General features: G+C 71.7%; 16 protein-coding genes. 10 read left to right on the top strand and 6 right to left on the bottom strand.

The annotated features are described in order from the left end of the window. Positions 1-54 precede the first annotated feature (54 nt). The gene (locus AC07A4_RS03475) at positions 55-1,569 is read left to right on the top strand and encodes an MFS transporter (protein WP_478592280.1); all 1,515 of its coding nucleotides are present in this window, start codon (positions 55-57) and stop codon (positions 1,567-1,569) included. On the opposite strand, the gene AC07A4_RS03470 is transcribed toward AC07A4_RS03475, so the two are convergent. Beyond that, positions 1,514-2,722 (bottom strand): class I SAM-dependent methyltransferase, encoded by a 1,209-nt coding sequence (locus tag AC07A4_RS03470; RefSeq protein ID WP_478592277.1) that lies wholly within the window; start codon positions 2,720-2,722, stop codon positions 1,514-1,516. The genes AC07A4_RS03475 and AC07A4_RS03470 overlap by 56 nt on opposite strands. 90 nt (positions 2,723-2,812) lie before the next feature. Here AC07A4_RS03470 and AC07A4_RS03465 point away from each other — a divergent pair, with 90 nt between their 5' ends. The 3 genes from AC07A4_RS03465 to groL all read left to right on the top strand — a co-directional run bounded on the left by AC07A4_RS03465 (position 2,813) and on the right by groL (position 6,327). Then, the gene (locus AC07A4_RS03465; RefSeq protein WP_478592275.1) at positions 2,813-3,751 is read left to right on the top strand and encodes a polysaccharide deacetylase family protein; all 939 of its coding nucleotides are present in this window, start codon (positions 2,813-2,815) and stop codon (positions 3,749-3,751) included. 480 nt (positions 3,752-4,231) lie between these two features. Beyond that, a complete protein-coding gene (groES, locus tag AC07A4_RS03460) occupies positions 4,232-4,540 on the top strand; it encodes a co-chaperone GroES (protein ID WP_004955293.1) in 309 nt (102 codons plus the stop codon). Positions 4,541-4,698: 158 nt separating this feature from the next. Then, positions 4,699-6,327, top strand: coding sequence for a chaperonin GroEL (gene groL / locus AC07A4_RS03455; protein ID WP_478592272.1), 1,629 nt, complete (start codon positions 4,699-4,701; stop codon positions 6,325-6,327). Between the two features lie 206 nt (positions 6,328-6,533). On the opposite strand, the gene AC07A4_RS03450 is transcribed toward groL, so the two are convergent. Together AC07A4_RS03450 and AC07A4_RS03445 are read right to left on the bottom strand one after the other, a co-directional pair. Then, entirely contained in the window at positions 6,534-7,307 is a 774-nt protein-coding gene (locus tag AC07A4_RS03450; protein WP_478592269.1) for an SDR family NAD(P)-dependent oxidoreductase, read from the bottom strand. A 78-nt stretch (positions 7,308-7,385) separates the two neighbouring features. Beyond that, positions 7,386-8,054, bottom strand: a complete 669-nt coding sequence (locus AC07A4_RS03445; RefSeq protein WP_478592266.1) for an MOSC domain-containing protein — start codon at positions 8,052-8,054, stop codon at positions 7,386-7,388. An 80-nt stretch (positions 8,055-8,134) separates the two neighbouring features. Here AC07A4_RS03445 and AC07A4_RS03440 point away from each other — a divergent pair, with 80 nt between their 5' ends. Beyond that, the gene (locus AC07A4_RS03440; RefSeq protein WP_478592264.1) at positions 8,135-9,031 is read left to right on the top strand and encodes a LysR family transcriptional regulator; all 897 of its coding nucleotides are present in this window, start codon (positions 8,135-8,137) and stop codon (positions 9,029-9,031) included. Positions 9,032-9,130: 99 nt separating this feature from the next. Here AC07A4_RS03440 and AC07A4_RS03435 read toward each other — a convergent pair whose 3' ends face one another. Then, the gene (locus tag AC07A4_RS03435; protein WP_478592262.1) at positions 9,131-9,445 is read right to left on the bottom strand and encodes a WhiB family transcriptional regulator; all 315 of its coding nucleotides are present in this window, start codon (positions 9,443-9,445) and stop codon (positions 9,131-9,133) included. Between the two features lie 554 nt (positions 9,446-9,999). Between AC07A4_RS03435 and AC07A4_RS03430 the strand changes: the two genes are divergently transcribed. The 4 genes from AC07A4_RS03430 (at position 10,000) to AC07A4_RS03415 (ending at position 14,422) form a co-directional block, all read left to right on the top strand. After that, a complete protein-coding gene (locus tag AC07A4_RS03430) occupies positions 10,000-10,611 on the top strand; it encodes a response regulator transcription factor (RefSeq protein WP_003948568.1) in 612 nt (203 codons plus the stop codon). Positions 10,612-10,877: 266 nt separating this feature from the next. Beyond that, positions 10,878-11,453, top strand: a complete 576-nt coding sequence (locus AC07A4_RS03425; RefSeq protein WP_030681702.1) for a sigma-70 family RNA polymerase sigma factor — start codon at positions 10,878-10,880, stop codon at positions 11,451-11,453. Positions 11,454-11,676: 223 nt separating this feature from the next. Beyond that, on the top strand, positions 11,677-13,185 hold the full coding sequence (gene guaB, locus AC07A4_RS03420; protein ID WP_478592259.1) for an IMP dehydrogenase: 1,509 nt from the start codon (positions 11,677-11,679) through the stop codon (positions 13,183-13,185). A 112-nt stretch (positions 13,186-13,297) separates the two neighbouring features. Further along, entirely contained in the window at positions 13,298-14,422 is a 1,125-nt protein-coding gene (locus AC07A4_RS03415) for a GuaB3 family IMP dehydrogenase-related protein (protein ID WP_478592256.1), read from the top strand. A 118-nt stretch (positions 14,423-14,540) separates the two neighbouring features. Here the strand turns inward: AC07A4_RS03415 and AC07A4_RS03410 are convergent, their stop codons facing one another. Together AC07A4_RS03410 and AC07A4_RS03405 are read right to left on the bottom strand one after the other, a co-directional pair. Next, positions 14,541-15,191: a hypothetical protein gene (locus AC07A4_RS03410; protein ID WP_478592254.1), complete on the bottom strand. Its 651-nt coding sequence runs from the start codon at positions 15,189-15,191 to the stop codon at positions 14,541-14,543. A gap of 101 nt (positions 15,192-15,292) precedes the next feature. Then, on the bottom strand, positions 15,293-16,546 hold the full coding sequence (locus AC07A4_RS03405) for a nucleotide sugar dehydrogenase (protein ID WP_478592251.1): 1,254 nt from the start codon (positions 16,544-16,546) through the stop codon (positions 15,293-15,295). 231 nt (positions 16,547-16,777) lie between these two features. Here AC07A4_RS03405 and AC07A4_RS03400 point away from each other — a divergent pair, with 231 nt between their 5' ends. Continuing rightward, positions 16,778-18,484, top strand: coding sequence for a glycerol-3-phosphate dehydrogenase/oxidase (locus AC07A4_RS03400; protein ID WP_478592248.1), 1,707 nt, complete (start codon positions 16,778-16,780; stop codon positions 18,482-18,484). Positions 18,485-18,722: the final 238 nt, after the last annotated feature.

The following is an 18,722-nucleotide window of genomic DNA, read 5'->3' as shown; positions in this document are numbered from 1 at the left end:
CTCCCGCACCCCACCCCTATCTAATTTCTATACGCGTATATTAATCTCCTGAGCATGACGAACACGCCCTCGGGGCGCGGTCCGCTGCTGCTTGCCGTGCTCCTCACCGTGCAGTTCCTGGTCTCCCTCGACCTCTCCGTCGTCAACATCGCCCTGCCCGACATGGGCCACGACCTCGGCTTCGCGCCCGAGTCGCTGACCTGGGTGGTGAACGCGTACGCGCTGGCGTTCGGCGGGCTGCTCATGCTCGGCGGACGCCTCGCCGACCTCGCCGGACGGCGCCGGTCGCTCGTCGCCGGGTTCGCGGTCTTCGGGGCCGCGAGCCTCGCGGGCGGGCTCGCGCAGAGCCCCGGACAGCTGATCGCGGCGCGGGCCGTGCAGGGCGCGGGCGCCGCCGCCCTCGCGCCGGTGGCGCTCGCGCTGATCACCGTGCACTACCCGCAGGGGCGCGCTCGGGCGCGGGCGCTCGGGCTGTGGGGCGCGGCGGGCGCGCTCGGCGGCGCCGTCGGGATCATGGCGGGCGGGCTGCTCACCGACTGGGCGGGCTGGCGCTCGGTCATGCTGATCAACGTCCCGGTCGTCCTGGCCGCGCTCGCCGCGATCCGCCCCGGCATCCCGGCCGACCGCCGTCCCGCGGGCGGCGGGTGCCTCGACGTGACCGGCGCGCTGCTGGTCACGGCGGGCACGTCGACGCTGGTCCTCGGCCTCGTCCGCACCGAGACCCACGGCTGGGCCTCGGCCGCCACGCTCGGCACGCTCACCGTGGCGGCCGCGCTGCTCGCCGCCTTCTGCGCGGTCGAGATACGCGGTGAACGGCGCGCGCGCAGGCCCCTGTTGAGGCTCGGCCTGCTCGCGCACCGGCCCGTGCTGTCCGCGAACGTCTTCTCGCTCCTGATGTCCGCGGGCCAGTTCGCCGCGTTCTACTTCACCTCGCTCTACCTTCAGGAGGTCCTGGCGTACGGGCCCACGCGCGCGGGAGCCGCCTTCCTGCCGTTCTGCGCGGGCGTCGTCGTGGGCTCCGTCATCGCGACCCGGGCCGTCGGGCGGGTCGGTGAGCGGGCGCTGCTCATGACGGGCGGGCTGCTCGGCGCGGCCGGGTTCGCCTGGTTCGCGCTCACCGTCGAGGCGGGCGGTACCTTCGTGGGCTCCGTCCTGTGGCCCTCGCTTGTGGCGAGCGTCGGCATCGGCCTGTGCTTCGTGCCGCTCGGGACGGCCGCGACGTCCGGGGTCGCCGCCGAGGAGAGCGGGATGGCCTCCGGGCTGCTCAACAGCTCGCGGCAGCTGGGGGGTTCGATCGGGCTCGCGGTCCTGGTGACGGTCGCCGCGCGGGCGGGCGGGCCTGGGCGCGACGGGGTCGCGCAGGGGTACGGGGCCGCGTTCGCGGTGGCCGCGGGGCTGCTCGCGGTGGCCGCGGTGGGGGTGGGGGTGCTGCACCGTGTGCCTCGCGGTGCGCCCCGGGCCCGCCCGGGAATCTCAGCCCGTCCGGCGTTTGAGGACGAGGCCGAAGGCCGATTCACTGGGGGCGGGGATGGCCCAGGAGCATCGTCGGGGCGCCCGCGACGCGGGTGAGGAAGACCGTGGCGGACGCGGGCCCCTGGGGCTTCACCTTGCGGCGGAGTTCCTCGGGTTCCACGGCCGAGCCGCGCTTCTTCACGGTGAGCACCCCGACTCCCCGCTCCCGCAGCAGGGCCTTCAACTTCTTCACGTTGAAGGGAAGTTGATCGGTGATCTCGTAGGCCGTGGCGTACGCCGTCGCCCGCGCCACGTCGGAGGTGACGTACGCGATCGTCTCGTCGATCAGCCCGCCCTCCACCTCGGCGGCGACCTCGGCCACGAGGTGGGCGCGGATGACAGCGCCGTCCGGCTCGTACAGATAGCGGCCTACGGGGCGCACGGCCGGGTCGGGCGGCATCGCGGCGCGCTCGGCGCTCAGGGTCGCCCCCGAAGGCAGCAGCGTCGCCCGGTGCGCCGCGGGCGTGTCGGGGCCGAACCACAGCACCGCCTCCTTCACGTCCCCGCCGTCCGAGATCCACTCGGCCTCGGCTTCCTCGGGCACCGCCTCGTGCGGAACGCCGGGGGCGATCTTCAGCGCGGCCCGCGGGGCCTTGCGGGCGGCGGCCACCGCCCAGGACAGGGGCGGGGAGTAGGCCTCCGGGTCGAAGACACGGCCCCGCCCGCCGCGCCGGGCGGGGTCGACGAACAGCGCGTCGTACCCGGCCGTGTCCACCTCCGTCACATCCGCCTCGCGCACCTCGATGAGGTCCTCCAGGCCGAGGGCGGCGGCGTTGGCGCGGGCGACCGCGCAGGTCAGCGGGTCGCGGTCGACGGCGAGGACCTCGATCCCGGCGCGCGCGAGGGCGATCGCGTCGCCGCCGACGCCACTGCACAGATCGGCCACGCGGCGCACGCCGAGGCGCCGGAAGCGCTCCGCCCGGTGCGTCGCCACGGACGTCCGCGTGGACTGCTCGAAGCCGTTCGGCGTGAAGAACATCCGCGCGGCGTCCACCGCGCCGAACTTCGCCACCGCCCGCTGCCGCAGCCGCGCCTGCGCGAGCGCCGCCGAGACCAGGTCCGCGGGGTGGTCGCGGCGAAGCCGGGTCGCGACCGCGAGCTCCTGGGCCGGTTCGACGTCGCGTACGGCGTCGAGGAGGGCGCTGCCCTCGTCGGTGAGGAGCGCGGCGAAGGCGGTCGGGGCGGCGTGCGGATCGTGCGGAGCGTTCACCGGCCCATTGTGGGCCAGTCGGAGGAAGGTGCGCGCCCGGTGGCGGTGTCGCCCCGGCACCACCCCTGTGAGCTGCGAAGATGCGGCGCCATGCGACTAGTACGACAAACGTCACAATCAGCCACAAGAGGGAGCCGTCGGGCGCTGCTCGCGACGGTGGCGCTCGCCGCCTGCGCGGTCGCCTCCGGCTGCGCGACGGACTCCGGGCCAGGCGCGCGCGAGCGGGTCCCGAAGGCCGCCCACGGCCAGCAGCCGCGGCTCGCCCCGCCCGCCCAGGCCCTGCGCGAGTACGCCCACCGGCTGCACGCGAGCCAGGCCGCGCGGGCCGCGGCCGCCAAGCGCTGGGGCCTGGCGAAGACCCCGCTGACGGCGCCCGCCGGGCCCGCCGCCAAGCCGCGCCTCAGCACGCGCGCGGGCTTCGAGGTCAAAGGGCAGGCCGAGCTGCCGCCGGTGTTCACCACGGTGCCGACCAGGGACAAGGTCGTCTTCCTGACCGTCGACGACGGCGCCGAGAAGGACCCGGCGTTCCTGCGGATGATGAGCGAACTGAAGATCCCGTACACCGCGTTCCTCAGCGACTACCTGGTCAAGGAGGACTACGGGTACTTCAAGCGGATGCGCGACCACGGCGTCGCGCTGAACAACCACACCCTCAACCACCGCTATCTGCCCGGCCTCTCCTACGAGGCGCAGCGGCGCGAGATCTGCGGCATGCAGGACACCATCGAGCGCCGGTACGGCAAGCGGCCCGAACTCTTCAGACCGCCGTACGGCAACTACAACCGCGACACCCTGCGCGCCGCCAAGTCCTGCGGGATCAAGGCCGTGCCGCTGTGGGCGTCGGAGGGCTTCGCCGACCACATGGAGTGGCGCGAATGGGACAAGGACCTGCACCCCGGCGACATCATCCTCACGCACTTCCGCGGCCGCGGGGACTGGAAGGGCACGATGCCGGACATGGTGCGCACGGTCATGAAGACGGTCACGGACCGGGGCTACGCGGTGGCGCGCCTGGAGGACTACCTGTGAGGCGGAGCGCCGCCGCGGCGACGCTCCTGCTCCTGCTGACCGGCTGCGCCCAGTCGGTGGACCCGATCGAGCGGCTGGGCAGGAAGGCGGCCGAAAGGATGTCTCCTCGCTGCGTACGCGGTCCCGAGCAGCCGCTGGCCGGGCCCCAGGCCGCGCGGCCGACCCCCGGGCGGAGCCCGGACATCCGCGCGCCGCGCGCGGAACCCGGCCGGATCGCGAAACGTTGCCCGAAGGCACCCCCGCGCTAGACCCCGCCGGGGAAAGCCGGGGGAAAGCCGGGGAAACCCGCCAAGCCGACGGCAGTCAATTGGCACTCCGCTTGACCGAGTGCTAATCGCCGTCCTAGTCTCGGGCCTGGCACTCCCACCTGGAGAGTGCCAGAAGCGACGGGCAGGTCCGGCACCCGCGACGACGGATCGACCTGGTCGCCACCTCTAGATCAGTTAACCCCGCGAGATCTCCGAAGGGGGAGGTCGGATCGTGACGACCGCCAGCTCCAAGGTTGCCATCAAGCCGCTCGAGGACCGCATTGTGGTCCAGCCGCTCGACGCCGAGCAGACCACGGCCTCTGGCCTGGTTATCCCGGACACCGCGAAGGAGAAGCCCCAGGAGGGCGCCGTCCTCGCCGTGGGCCCGGGCCGCTTCGAGAACGGCGAGCGCCTGCCGCTCGACGTGAAGGTCGGCGACGTCGTGCTCTACAGCAAGTACGGCGGCACCGAGGTGAAGTACAACGGCGACGAGTACCTGGTGCTCTCCGCCCGTGACGTGCTCGCGATCATCGAGAAGTGATCGAGCGCTAGTCGCTGCTTTACCCAGCAGATTTGTTTCGCGCTGCGCCCCTGGTCACCCCGCTGATTGCCGGGCGGCGAGGGGCGCAGTTCGTTGCTGCATCGTTTCCGGGGGTCCCCCCGGACCCCCTGAGTTTTCGAGAGGGCTGAATCGCTCCCATGGCGAAGATCCTGAAGTTCGACGAGGACGCCCGTCGCGCCCTTGAGCGCGGCGTCAACAAGCTTGCCGACACCGTCAAGGTGACGATCGGCCCCAAGGGCCGCAACGTCGTCATCGACAAGAAGTTCGGCGCCCCGACCATCACCAACGACGGCGTCACCATCGCCCGTGAGGTCGAGGTCGAGGACCCGTACGAGAACCTCGGCGCCCAGCTGGTGAAGGAGGTGGCGACCAAGACCAACGACATCGCTGGTGACGGCACCACCACCGCCACCGTGCTCGCCCAGGCCCTGGTCAAGGAAGGCCTGCGCAACGTCGCCGCCGGTGCGTCCCCGGCCGCCCTGAAGAAGGGCATCGACGCCGCGGTCAAGGCCGTCTCCGACGAGCTGCTCGCCACCGCGCGTCCGATCGACGACAAGTCCGACATCGCCGCCGTGGCCGGGCTCTCCGCCCAGGACAGCCAGGTCGGCGAGCTCATCGCCGAGGCGATGGACAAGGTCGGCAAGGACGGTGTCATCACCGTCGAGGAGTCCAACACCTTCGGCCTCGAGCTGGACTTCACCGAGGGCATGGCCTTCGACAAGGGCTACCTGTCGCCGTACTTCGTGACGGACCAGGAGCGCATGGAGGCCGTCCTCGAGGACCCGTACATCCTCATCCACCAGGGCAAGATCTCCTCCATCCAGGACCTGCTCCCGCTCCTGGAGAAGGTCATCCAGGCCGGCTCCTCCAAGCCGCTCCTGATCATCGCCGAGGACGTCGAGGGCGAGGCCCTTTCGACCCTGGTCGTGAACAAGATCCGCGGCACGTTCAACGCGGTGGCCGTCAAGGCCCCCGGCTTCGGCGACCGCCGCAAGGCGATGCTCGGCGACATGGCCACCCTCACCGGCGGCACCGTCATCGCCGAAGAGGTCGGCCTCAAGCTCGACCAGGTCGGCCTGGACGTGCTCGGCTCCGCCCGCCGCGTGACGATCACCAAGGACGACACCACGATCGTCGACGGCGGCGGCGACTCCGCCGACGTCGAGGGCCGCGTCGCCCAGATCAAGGCCGAGATCGAGTCCACCGACTCCGACTGGGACCGCGAGAAGCTCCAGGAGCGCCTCGCGAAGCTGGCCGGCGGCGTGTGCGTGATCAAGGTCGGCGCCGCCACCGAGGTGGAGCTGAAGGAGAAGAAGCACCGTCTGGAGGACGCCATCTCCGCGACCCGCGCCGCGGTCGAGGAGGGCATCGTCTCCGGTGGTGGCTCCGCGCTGGTCCACGCCGCCAAGGTCCTCGAGGGCAACCTCGGCCTGGCCGGCGACGAGGCCACCGGTGTCGCGGTCGTCCGCAGCGCCGCCGTCGAGCCGCTGCGCTGGATCGCCGAGAACGCCGGCCTCGAGGGCTACGTCATCACCACCAAGGTGTCGGAGCTGGAGAAGGGCCAGGGCTTCAACGCCGCGACCGGCGAGTACGTCGACCTGGTCAAGGCCGGCGTCATCGACCCCGTGAAGGTCACGCGCTCCGCCCTGGAGAACGCCGCGTCCATCGCCTCCCTGCTGCTCACGACCGAGACCCTGGTCGTCGAGAAGCCGGCGGAGGAAGAGGCCGAGGCCGGTCACGGTCACGGTCACGGTCACTCCCACTGAGCGATGCGCTCTTCGCGGTAGCTGACTCAGGTGCCGCCCGAGGCCCGGCTCCCCGTCGCGGGGGGCCGGGCCTCGGCGTTTCCCGGCTTCTCGGCTGCCGGGTGTGGTGGTGTTGCCGGGTGCGGGTCGTGGTCCGTCCTCGCGCAGTTCCCCGCGCCCCTTCGGGGCGCTGCCGTCGGGCCTTGCTCGGGGCCTTGCCCGGGGCCTTACTTGGGGCCGTACTTGCGGCCCGTCCTCGATGTGACGCCGCCCAGGAGGGCTCGCGGGGTCACCTTCACCACGCCCATCAGGGCCTTGTAGCGCGGGTCCGGAATCGAGAGGGTCCGGCCGCGGGCCAGGTCGGTGAGCGCGGTGGCGACCAGCTTGTCCGCGTCGAGCCACATCCACTTGGGGATGTTGTCCGTGCCCATGCCCGCCCGCTCGTGGAACTCGGTGCGCACGAAGCCGGGGCACAGGGCCATGAGCCGTACCCCCGACCCGGCGAGGTCGCGCGCCGCGCCCTGCGTGAACTGCACGACCCACGCCTTGGACGCCCCGTAGGTGCCCCGCGGCACGAACGCCGCCACCGAGGCGACGTTCACGACGCCGCCGCGGCCCCGCTCGCGCATCGCCTCCGTCGCCGCCGACGTCAGCCGGAGCACCGCCTCGCAGTGCACCTTCAGCATCGTCAGCTCATCGGCGAGCGAGACTTCCAGATAGCGGCCCTTGTTGGCGAAACCGGCGTTGTTGACCAGCAGGTCGACGGGGTCGCGGCGGTTGGCGAGCCGCTCCTCGACGGCCGTGATGCCGTCCTCCGTGGCGAGGTCGGCGGTCAGCACCTCCACCTCGATGCCGTGCCGGTCGTGCAGCTCGGTCGCCTGCTCCCGCAGCCGTTTCGTGTTCCGTGCCACCAGGACGAGGTTGTGTCCTTCGGTGGCCAGGCGGCGGGCGAAGGCGGCGCCGATGCCCGCGGTCGCACCGGTGATGAGGGCCGTAGTCATGGACCAAGGCTAGTGAGGCCGGGGCCGCCCGCGCGCCACGCACCCTCTTGTGCGCCCGCGCGTGCGCCCCCGCGCCTGTCAACCGCCGTGCTTCTCCACGTACTTGAGGGCCTTTTCGGTCGCCTCGGGATGCAGCGCGTCTCCCGCCGCGAGCAGCCGCGGCAGCAGCGAGCGCTCCGTGGTCACCGCCCTGAACTGCAGGGCGACGGTGATGTCGTGGTCCGGCCTGTGCACGATCTCGACCGCGTCGCCCGTCCGGATCTCGCCGGGCTCGAGCACGCGCAGATACGCGCCGGGCAGCACCGTCTGCGTGAACCGCTTCACCCAGCCCTGCTCCCCGATGTGCCCCTGGAACGTACGGCAGGGGATGCGGGACGAGGTGACCTCCAGGAGCAGGTCCGCGCCGACGCGCCAGCGCTCGCCGATCAGCGCGCCGTTGACGTCGACGCCGGAGGTGGTGAGGTTCTCGCCGAACACGCCGTTGGCGAGGGGGCGGCCGAGGAGCCGCTCCCACTCGTCGATGTCCTCGCGCGCGAAGGCGTACACCGCCTGGTCGTTGCCGCCGTGGTGGCGCAGATCGCAGATCGTGTCCCCCGCGAGCCCGCTGCCGCCGGTGCCCTTGGGGCCGGGCGCGGTCACCCGAACGGGCGCGTCCGTGGGCTGTTTGTCGATGCCGGTGCTGCCGCCGGGGGAGTCGGTGTACGGAACGGACTTGGCGCGGCCCACGTTCACGGAGAGAAGCTTCATGCGCTCAGGCTAAGGCGCACATGGTCAAAGCAGCTACGTAATATTGTGAGCCCGTCCCAAGGATCGCTTATGCTCGGTTCATGATCGAGGCCCGTCATCTCCGTGTCCTGCGCGCCGTGGCCGCCACCGGCTCCTTCTCGGCGGCCGCCCGCGAGCTCGGCTGCACCCAGCCCGCCGTCAGCCAGCAGATGAAGGCCCTGGAGGCCTCCGTGGGCACGACCCTGCTCATCCGCACGGGCCGCGAGATGCGCCTCACCCAGGCGGGCGAGGCCCTGGTCCGGCACGCGGCGGGCATCCTCGCCGGGCTGACCGCGGCGGAGGAGGAGGTCGCGGCGATCGCGGGCCTGCGCGCGGGCCGGGTCCGGCTGGTCTCCTTCCCCAGCGGCTCCTCGACGCTCGTCCCCGGCGCCCTCGCCGCGCTGCGCGCCGCGCACCCCGGCACCCGTGTCTCACTGGAGGAGGCCGAGCCGCCGCGCTCGGTGGAGATGCTCCGCGCGGGCGACTGCGACGTGGCGCTCGCCTTCCGGTACGCGGGCGCGGGCGCCGCCGAGGAGTGGGACGACCTCGTGGTGCGGCCGGTCCTCGACGACCGGCTCGTCGGCCTCGTGCCCGAGGGGCACCGCCTGGCGAAGGCGGAGTCCGTGACCATCGGCGAACTGGCCGACGAGTCGTGGATCGCGGGCTGCCCGCGCTGCCGCCGCCAGCTCGTCGAGGTCTGCCGCGGCGGCGGCTTCGAGCCCCGCATCGACTTCGCCACGGATGACTACCCGGCGGTGGTCGGCCTGGTCGGCGCGGGCCTCGGCGTGGCGGTCCTTCCCGGGCTCGCTCTGGAGTCGGTGCGCGCGAAGGGGGCCCGCGCGGTGACGGTGGAGCCTGCCGTGCGCCGCGAGATCGTTGCGCTCACGCTGCCCGACCTGGCGCAGGTGCCCGCGGTCGCGGCGACGCTCGACCACCTGGCGCGGGCCGCGGCCCGCTGAGGCGCCGGGCCCGCGGGCACCGTGGCCCGCGGGCATCGTGAGCCCACGGGCGCCGCCCTTCGAAGAAACGTTACTTCTCGCGTTCCCCGAGGTGTTTTCTCAGGAAGCGCCGCCGCCCGCCGCCGCGACCAGGCGGTTGCGGGCGCGCCCCATCAGCTCTTCCCGCTCGTCCTCGGTCAGGCCGCCCCACACGCCGTACGGCTCGCGCACGGCCAGCGCGTGCGCGGCGCACTCCGCGCGCACCGGGCACCGCATGCAGACCTCTTTGGCCGAGTTCTCGCGCGCGCTCCGTGCCGCGCCGCGCTCGCCCTCCGGGTGGAAGAAGAGCGAGCTGTCCACCCCGCGGCAGGCCGCGAGGAGCTGCCAGTCCCACAGATCTGCGTTCGGTCCGGGAAGGCGGGAGAAATCTGCCATGGCTTGTCTCCTGGTAGCCGTAGTGACGCGGATTGCATGGAGAGCACTGATGACGCGGCGTCGCGGTGCCGCGGTGACGCGGGTGTCGTGAGTGACGCATGTGTCACGTGTGTCACGTGTGTCACGGCGGTCGGGGGCGGTACGGGGGCGGGAGCGGTACGGGTGCCGTGGGTGACGTGAGCGGCGCTTATGACGCCTATGACGCGGAAGTGACGTCCATGACCGTACATCTACTGTCTAAGAAGATGAAAATATGACTCATTGCGAATCTAGCCACAGACACCTTCAAAAGGGAAGAAAAGCCGCTAAATGGGGCATAGAGGTTCATGGGCGGCGTCGCACCCTGTGCCGCCTGTGCCGTGTCCGTCCCCTCACGTAGAGTGCCGAAGGCGGCAGTCCGACCCGTAACTCTTTCGAGTGACCGTCGTTGAGAGTGCGGAGGCGGTTGAAACAACAAGCGCTCGGGCAGGTGTCCGAGAGCGTCAACCGCACAGGTGACGACTTGTACCAGCCTGGAGGCTCAAGGTGACGCGCATCAGCTGCGGAGGACGGCCATGACATCCGTCCTCGTCTGCGACGACTCCCCGCTCGCCCGAGAGGCGCTCCGCCGCGCGGTCGCGACCGTGCCCGGCGTCGAGCGTGTGACGACAGCGGCCAACGGCGAGGAAGTCCTCCGCCGCTGGGGCGCCGACCGCTCGGACCTGATCCTGATGGACGTGCGCATGCCCGGACTGGGCGGCGTCGAGACCGTGCGGCGGCTGCTCTCCGCCGACCCCGGCGCGCGCATCATCATGCTCACCGTCGCCGAGGACCTGGACGGCGTGGCGCTCGCGGTGGCCGCGGGCGCCCGCGGCTATCTGCACAAGGACGCCTCGCGCGCGGAGCTGCGCGCGACCGTCACACAGGCGCTCGCCGACCCGACCTGGCGGCTCGCGCCGCGGCGGCTGCGCTCCGCGGAGATGGGCGCCGCGCCCACGCTCACGGCGCGTGAGATCCAGGTCCTCGAGGGCATGAGCCACGGCCGGTCCAACGCCGAGATCGGGCGCGAGCTCTTCCTCTCCGAGGACACGGTGAAGACGCACGCCAGGCGCCTGTTCAAGAAGCTGGGCGCGTCGGACCGGGCGCACGCGGTGGCCCTCGGTTTCCGCTGGGGCCTGGTGCGCTGAGCGGGCTGTCGCGGGGGGACGGCGATCCCCGCCCGCCGTGCGGCGGGCGGGGGCACGAAGGCCCCGCCACCGCCCGCCGCGGGAGCGGCTTGTGGCGCTTCGCCGCCGATGCCGCATCCTTGAGGTGTGGAGTTCCTTGGGGAAAGTCGGCTGAGCGGAAGGGGAGGGCGCAGGGGATGAGTTTCGGCGCACCTGCTCATAACGCTTCGGTGCACAACTATGGACGCGGTGCCACGGATCAGTCGGCACCAAGGCACCATGGACCGATGCGCGAGGACAAGACGACGGTGATCGGTGCCCTCGTCCTTCGCGCCGTCGAGGGTGACGAGCAGGCCACGCACGATCTGCTGGCCCACGTCCACCCCCTCGCGCTGCGCTACTGCCGCACCCGGCTCTCCCGACTTCCCGGTGACGCGCGGCACTTCGTGGAGGACCTCGCGCAGGAAGTGTGCGTGGCGGTCCTGCTCGCGCTGCCGCGCTACCGCGACACCGGGCGGCCCTTCGAGGCCTTCGTCTTCGCCATCGCCGCGCACAAGGTCGCGGATCTGCAGCGGGCGGCGATGCGGCACCCCGGGTCGACGGCCGTGCCCTCGGACGAGATGCCCGAGCGGCCCGACGACTCCCTCGGGCCCGAGGAGCGGGCGCTGCTCAGCAGCGACGCCGAATGGGCCAAGAAGCTGCTCGCGAACCTGCCGGAGAACCAGCGGGAGCTGCTGCTCCTCCGCGTCGCCGTGGGCCTCACGGCCGAGGAGACCGGGCAGATGCTCGGCATGTCGCCGGGGGCGGTCCGGGTGGCACAGCACCGGGCACTGAGCCGCCTGCGTGCGCTGGCCGAGCAGTAGGTTCTCCCCCACCCCGCCCCTTCCCGAAACCAAGGGGCTCCGCCCCCTGGGCCCCCGTATCGCCGCTCCGCGGCTCGTCCTCAAACGCCGGACGGGCTGAAACCGGCAGGTTCTATGTGTGAACCTACGAAGCCTCGGGGCAGCCGTGATCGTGGAATGAGAGAGCCATGCTTCCCGTTAGCATGGACATCCGCACCGATCAAGGCCATTTGGGGAAGGTGTCATGACTGCCAACGTCGACGGAGTGCCCGAGAAATTCGCGACACTCGGGCTGACCTACGACGACGTGCTGCTGCTCCCGGGCGCGTCGGACATGGCGCCCGGGGACATCGACACCGCCTCGTACGTCTCGAAGAACGTCCGGGTGAACGTTCCGCTGCTCTCGGCGGCGATGGACAAGGTGACCGAGTCCCGCATGGCCATCGCCATGGCCCGCCAGGGCGGCGTCGGCGTGCTGCACCGCAACCTGTCGATCGCCGACCAGGCCAACCAGGTCGACTTGGTGAAGCGGTCGGAGTCCGGCATGGTCACCGACCCGATCACCGTGCACCCGGACGCCACGCTCGGCGAGGCCGACGCGATCTGCGCCAAGTTCCGCATCAGCGGCGTCCCGGTGACCGACGGCGCGGGCAAGCTGCTCGGCATCGTCACCAACCGTGACATGGCCTTCGAGGCGGACCGCTCGCGCCAGGTGCGCGAGGTCATGACGCCGATGCCGCTGGTCACCGGCAAGGTCGGCATCTCCGGCGTGGACGCCATGGAGCTGCTGCGCCGCCACAAGATCGAGAAGCTGCCGCTGGTCGACGACAGCGGCGTGCTCAAGGGCCTCATCACGGTCAAGGACTTCGTGAAGGCCGAGAAGTACCCGAACGCCGCGAAGGACTCCGAGGGCCGCCTCATCGTCGGTGCCGCCGTCGGCGTCGCCGGTGACGCCTTCGACCGCGCCCAGGCGCTGATCGAGGCGGGCGTCGACTTCATCGTCGTCGACACCGCGCACGGCCACTCCCGCCTGGTCGGCGACATGGTCGCCAAGATCAAGTCGAACTCCGGCGGCGTCGACGTCATCGGCGGCAACATCGCCACCCGCGACGGCGCCAAGGCCCTCATCGACGCCGGTGTCGACGGCATCAAGGTGGGCGTCGGTCCCGGCTCCATCTGCACGACCCGCGTCGTCGCCGGCATCGGCGTACCGCAGGTAACGGCCATCTACGAAGCGTCGCTCGCCGCCAAGGAAGCCGGTGTCCCGGTGATCGGCGACGGCGGCCTGCAGTACTCCGGCGACATCGCGAAGGCCCTGGTCGCGGGCGCCGACACGGTCATGCTCGGCTCGCTGCTCGCGGGCTGCGAGGAGTCCCCGGGCGAGCTGCTCTTCATCAACGGCAAGCAGTTCAAGTCGTACCGCGGCATGGGCTCCCTCGGCGCCATGCAGTCCCGTGGCGACCAGCGGTCCTTCTCCAAGGACCGGTACTTCCAGGAGGGCGTCGCCTCCGACGAGAAGCTGGTGCCCGAAGGCATCGAGGGCCAGGTGCCCTACCGCGGCCCGCTGTCCGCGGTCGTGCACCAGCTGGTGGGCGGTCTGCGCCAGTCGATGTTCTACGTAGGCGGCCGGACCGTTCCCGAGCTCCAGAACAACGGCCGTTTCGTACGGATCACGTCGGCGGGCCTCAAGGAGAGCCACCCGCACGACATCCAGATGACCGTCGAGGCACCGAACTACAGCCGCAACAAGTAGCGGCCACGCGCGCGTGGGGGCGGCCCGGAGTCCTGGGCCGCCCCCACGCGCGCGTGTCGGGGATACTGGAACGGCATACGGAGTGCCGTAGGAAAGCTGAAGGGCCACACACGTGACTGAGATCGAGATCGGGCGCGGCAAGCGCGGCCGCCGGGCGTACGCCTTCGACGACATCGCCGTCGTACCGAGTCGGCGCACCCGCGACCCGAAGGAGGTCTCGATCGCCTGGCAGATCGACGCCTACCGCTTCGAGCTGCCCTTCCTCGCGGCCCCCATGGACTCCGTGGTCTCGCCCGCGACCGCCATCCGCATCGGCGAGCTCGGCGGCCTCGGCGTCCTCAACCTCGAAGGCCTCTGGACGCGGTACGAGGACCCGCAGCCGCTGCTCGACGAGATCGCGGAACTGCCCGCCGAGGCCGCGACGCGCCGCCTCCAGGAGATCTACGCCGCGCCCATCAAGGAAGAGCTCATCGGGCAGCGCATCAAGGAGGTGCGCGACTCCGGTGTCGTCACCGCCGCCGCGCTCTCCCCGCAGCGCACCGCGCAGTTCTCCAAGGCCGTCGTGGACGCGGGCGTGGACATCTTCGTGATCCGCGGCACGACCGTGTCGGCCGAGCACGTCTCCGGCGCCGCCGAGCCGCTGAACCTGAAGCAGTTCATCTACGAGCTGGACGTCCCGGTCATCGTCGGCGGCTGCGCCACGTACACGGCCGCCCTGCACCTGATGCGCACCGGCGCGGCCGGTGTCCTCGTCGGCTTCGGCGGCGGCGCCGCGCACACCACGCGCAACGTCCTGGGCATCCAGGTCCCGATGGCCACCGCGGTGGCCGACGTCGCCGCGGCCCGCCGCGACTACATGGACGAGTCCGGCGGCCGCTACGTCCACGTCATCGCCGACGGCGGCGTGGGCTGGTCGGGTGACCTGCCCAAGGCCATCGCCTGCGGCGCGGACGCCGTGATGATGGGCTCCCCGCTGGCGCGCGCCACGGACGCGCCGGGCCGGGGCCACCACTGGGGCATGGAGGCCGTCCACGAGGACGTGCCGCGCGGCAAGAAGGTCGACCTGGGCACGGTCGGCACGACCGAGGAAGTCCTCACCGGCCCGTCGCACATCCCGGACGGCTCGATGAACTTCTTCGGCGCCCTGCGCCGCGCGATGGCCACCACGGGCTACAGCGAGCTCAAGGAGTTCCAGCGCGTCGAGGTGACGGTGGCGGACTCGCAGCACAAGCGGTGACGTTGCGCTGCGCTTGAGCAGCGCGATCGAGCACTACGAAGGGGCCCGGCCCGCCTGATGGCGGACCGGGCCCCTTCATGTCGTACGGCTTCTTCCGTACGGCTTCTTTCGTACGGCGCTACTGTGCGGCGCGCTTCGCGCCTCCGAAGGCGGCCACCGCGGCTATCGCGAAGAACACGAACGTCATCGCGTCGGCTTCTTCCTTCCAGCCCTTCTGGAGGAGGTCGAAGTGGTCGAAGAAGATCTCCGAGAAGCCCACGTTGACCTTCTCGGAGAAGACCATGGCGGCGCCGATCAGCTGCCCCAGGTAGACGGCACCGAGGGACAGGGCGGCCGAGATCACCGCGAGGGCGGGGTTGCGGCCCCCGGCCTTCCCCGTGGCGAGGCCGACCACGAAGCCGACGCCGACGGCCGCCCAGCCGATCTCGCGCTCGGTGGCACCGATGATCCCGCCGTAGATCCCGGCCGCGACCAGGGCGGTCACGACGGCGACGACGAGCCCGAGGCCCACGTTGTCGCGGGCGGGAGCGGGCGGCGCGGGCACCGTGTACGGGGCCGGAAAGCCGTTCTGCTGCTGCGGGAAGGGGGCGTACGGCTGCTGGGGCTGCGGCGGCTGCTGGCCGTAGGGCTGCTGGGGCTGCTGGGGCTGTTGGGGGTAGCCGTAACCCGGCTGGCCGTACGGTTGCTGAGCGCCGCCCTGGCCATACGGATCGGCTCCGCCCTGGCCGTACGGGTAACCGGGCTGGCCTGGCGGTGTGGGCTGCGTCATCTGGATTTCCCCCTGGGACATCGGCGCACTGGTGTGCGGGTGTGGCTGGATCCGCACCGTAGCAGCAGTGGCCGACGGGCCCCAGGGGGTTGGCGGGGCGATCAGAGGCGATGGGCCGCGCCCGCCGGGGTCGCGCCCCGGGTGTCAAGCAGGAGTTGGGCCTTCACCGCCAGACCCTGGAGGTCGTAGGTGCGGTGCTGCTGGAGCAGGATCGTCAGGTCGGCGTCGGCGGCCGCTTCGTAGAGGCTGTCCGCGCGCGGCACCGGATGGCCGAGAACGTTCCAGTGGCCGACGTACGGGTCGTGGTAGCTGACGGCAGCGCCGAGCTGCATCAGGCGGACCGCGATCTCCTGGGCGGGAGCTCCCTGCTGGTCGGCGACGTCGGGCTTGTACGTGACGCCGAGGAGCAGGACCCGGGCCCCGCGCGCGGACTTGCCGTGCTCGTTGAGCAGGGTCGCGGCGCGCTGGATGACATAGCCCGGCATGCGGTCGTTGACCTGCTGCGCGAGCTCGACCATGCGCAGCGGGCGGGCGCCGCGCGCCGGGCTCGGCACGTCCAGGGGGGCGCCGTGGCCGCCGACGCCGGGCCCGGGCCGGAAGGCCTGGAAGCCGAACGGCTTGGTCTCGGCGCAGCGGATGACGTCCCACAGGTCGATGCCGAGGTCGTGGCAGAGGACGGCCATCTCGTTGACGAGCGCCATGTTCACATGGCGGTAGTTGGTCTCCAGGAGGTGCACGGTCTCTGCCTCCCGTGGCCCACGCGCGCGGACGACCTTGTCGGTGAGGCGGCCGTAGAAGGCGGCCGCCGACTCGGTGCAGGCGGGGGTGAGGCCGCCGATGACCTTCGGGGTGCCCGCGTAGCCGTGGGTGCGGCTGCCGGGGTCCAGGCGGCCGGGGGAGTAGGCCAGGTGGAAGTCGCGTCCGGCGCGAAGGCCCGAGCCCTCTTCGAGGAGGGGGCGCAGGAATTCCTCCGTGGTGCCCGGGTAGGCGGGGGACTCCAGGATGACCGTGGTGTGCGGTCGCAGGCGCGCGGCCAGGGCGCGGGCGGCTTCGGCCACATGGCCGAGGTCGAGCGCCTGGTCCTCACCCTGGGGAGTGGGGGCGCAGATGACGGCGGTGCGGACCCGGCCGAGCTCGGCCGGGTCGGTGGTGGGCCGGAAGCCGCCCGCGAGCATCCGGCGGACATCGGCGGCCGTGAGGGTGCCCTCGGCGCCGTCGCCGGGCAGGCGGCCGCCGGCGAGTTCGGGCGCGCGGACGGGGTCGTAGCCGATGGTGGCGATGCCGCCGTGGGCGGCGGCCTGGGCGAGGGGCAGGCCGAGATGACCGAGACCGATGACGGCGAGGTCTGCTGGCATGGCGGTGAGCCGTCCTTCCCAATAGCCGGAGTGGAGCCAGTGCGCAAGCCCTGTGGACAAGATGGGGCAACGCAATGTCAGACTAGGAGTAAATATGACCGATTTACGGCATTGGGCTCCGCCTGTCGCCGGAGTGTTGTCCACAGTCGGTGGCCGAACTCGGCGAGCGCGGCAAGAATCTGGGCATGATGTGAGCGCGACCACACCCGACGACCACCACGGGAGGCAGCGGTGAGGACAGCGACTCTGGGGCCGGCGGAGCGTGCCGAGTCACTCGCGGGCATGGCCGAGCGCGAGCTGGACGTTCTCGTCGTGGGCGGCGGCGTGGTCGGCGCGGGCACCGCGCTCGACGCCGTGACCCGCGGCCTGTCCACGGGCCTGGTCGAGGCCAGGGACTGGGCGTCGGGCACGTCCAGCCGCTCGAGCAAGCTCATCCACGGCGGCCTGCGCTATCTGGAGATGCTGGACTTCGCGCTGGTCAGGGAGGCCCTCAAGGAGCGCGGTCTGCTCCTGGAGCGGCTCGCCCCGCACCTGGTGAAGCCGGTGCCTTTCCTCTATCCCCTCCAGCACCAGGGCTGGGAGCGGGTCTACGCGGGATCGGGCGTCGCGCTGTACGACGCGATGTCGATGGCCCGGGGCCACGGCCGCGGCCTGCCCATGCACCGCCACCTGACCCGGCGTCACGCCCTGCGCGTGGCCCCCTGCCTGAAGAAGGACGCCCTCACCGGGGCCCTTCAGTACTACGACGCGCAGATGGACGACGCCCGCTATGTGGCCACCCTCGTGCGCACCGCCGCCGCCTATGGCGCCCTCGCCGCCAACCGCGCCCGGGTGACCGGGTTCCTGCGCGAGGGCGAGCGGGTCGTCGGCGCCCGCGTCCAGGACGTGGAGGCGGGCGGGGAGTACGAGATCCGCGCGAAGCAGATCGTCAACGCCACCGGAGTGTGGACGGACGACACCCAGGCGATGGTCGGCGAGCGCGGCCAGTTCCACGTCCGCGCCTCCAAGGGCATCCATCTGGTCGTGCCGAAGGACCGGATCAACTCCACCACGGGCCTGATCCTGCGCACGGAGAAGAGCGTCCTGTTCGTCATCCCCTGGGGCAGGCACTGGATCATCGGCACGACCGACACGGACTGGGACCTGGACAAGGCCCACCCGGCGGCCTCCAGCGCGGACATCGACTACCTCCTGGAGCATGTGAACTCGGTCCTCGCGGTCCCGCTCTCACGGGACGACGTCCAGGGGGTGTACGCGGGCCTGCGGCCCCTGCTCGCCGGGGAGTCGGACGCCACGAGCAAGCTCTCTCGCGAGCACACGGTCGCGCACCCCGCCCCCGGCCTGGTCGTCATCGCGGGCGGCAAGTACACGACGTACCGCGTGATGGCCAAGGACGCCGTGGACGAGGCGGTGCACGGCCTGGACCAGCGGGTCGCGGACTGCGTCACGGAGGACATCCCCCTGGTCGGCGCCGAGGGCTATCGCGCCCTGTGGAACGCGCGCGCGGGCACCGCCGCGCGCACCGGGCTGCACGTGGTGCGCGTGGAGCACCTGTTGAACCGTTACGGCTCCCTGGCCGAGGAGGTCCTGGCCCTCATCGAGGCCGACGCCTCCCTCGCCGCGCCGCTGCACGCCGCCGACGACTATCTGCGCGCCGAGATCGTCTACGCCGCCTCCCACGAGGGCGCCCGGCACCTGGACGACGTGCTCACGCGCCGCACCCGCATCTCCATCGAGACCTTCGACCGGGGCACGCGCAGCGCCCGCGAGTGCGCGGAGCTGATGGCGCCCGTGCTCGGCTGGGACAAGGACCAGATCGAGCGCGAAGTCCAGCACTACGAGAAGCGGGTGGAGGCCGAGCGCGAGTCCCAGCGCCAGCCGGACGACCTGACGGCGGACGCGGCGCGCCTGGGGGCGCCGGACATCGTGCCGCTTTAGAGGCCCGCCGGGGCGTTGTCAAGGAAGGACACGCCAAGGATCGGGTGTTTTGGCCGGAGGAGGGTGCCCAAGGGAGGTATGGCCAGGGGGGTTTGGGGTGATGCGCAGGGGTTCGCTCAGGGGCGACGCGGAGACGAAGTCCACCATGTGGGACATCTGACCCGCGGCGTTGACCGGTTCCTGGGTGAGGGACAATGAAGGCTCTGTCAGGGCGGGTTGTGCGGGTAGTTGAGGGGAC

It is taken from the genome of Streptomyces sp. NPDC043996, from assembly GCF_056435225.1.
Note: the sequence above shows the minus strand (reverse complement) of the source record. Positions and strands in the feature narration are given on the sequence as shown.

Coding starts and splice junctions, on each gene's coding strand:
- AC07A4_RS03410 (WP_478592254.1), bottom strand. CDS start 15,191: ATGACGCAGCCCACACCGCCAGGCCAGCCCGGTTACCCGTACGGCCAG.
- guaB (WP_478592259.1), top strand. CDS start 11,677: ATGACTGCCAACGTCGACGGAGTGCCCGAGAAATTCGCGACACTCGGG.
- AC07A4_RS03445 (WP_478592266.1), bottom strand. CDS start 8,054: ATGAAGCTTCTCTCCGTGAACGTGGGCCGCGCCAAGTCCGTTCCGTAC.
- AC07A4_RS03450 (WP_478592269.1), bottom strand. CDS start 7,307: ATGACTACGGCCCTCATCACCGGTGCGACCGCGGGCATCGGCGCCGCC.
- AC07A4_RS03465 (WP_478592275.1), top strand. CDS start 2,813: ATGCGACTAGTACGACAAACGTCACAATCAGCCACAAGAGGGAGCCGT.
- AC07A4_RS03405 (WP_478592251.1), bottom strand. CDS start 16,546: ATGCCAGCAGACCTCGCCGTCATCGGTCTCGGTCATCTCGGCCTGCCC.
- AC07A4_RS03430 (WP_003948568.1), top strand. CDS start 10,000: ATGACATCCGTCCTCGTCTGCGACGACTCCCCGCTCGCCCGAGAGGCG.
- AC07A4_RS03440 (WP_478592264.1), top strand. CDS start 8,135: ATGATCGAGGCCCGTCATCTCCGTGTCCTGCGCGCCGTGGCCGCCACC.
- AC07A4_RS03475 (WP_478592280.1), top strand. CDS start 55: ATGACGAACACGCCCTCGGGGCGCGGTCCGCTGCTGCTTGCCGTGCTC.
- AC07A4_RS03435 (WP_478592262.1), bottom strand. CDS start 9,445: ATGGCAGATTTCTCCCGCCTTCCCGGACCGAACGCAGATCTGTGGGAC.
- AC07A4_RS03425 (WP_030681702.1), top strand. CDS start 10,878: ATGCGCGAGGACAAGACGACGGTGATCGGTGCCCTCGTCCTTCGCGCC.
- groL (WP_478592272.1), top strand. CDS start 4,699: ATGGCGAAGATCCTGAAGTTCGACGAGGACGCCCGTCGCGCCCTTGAG.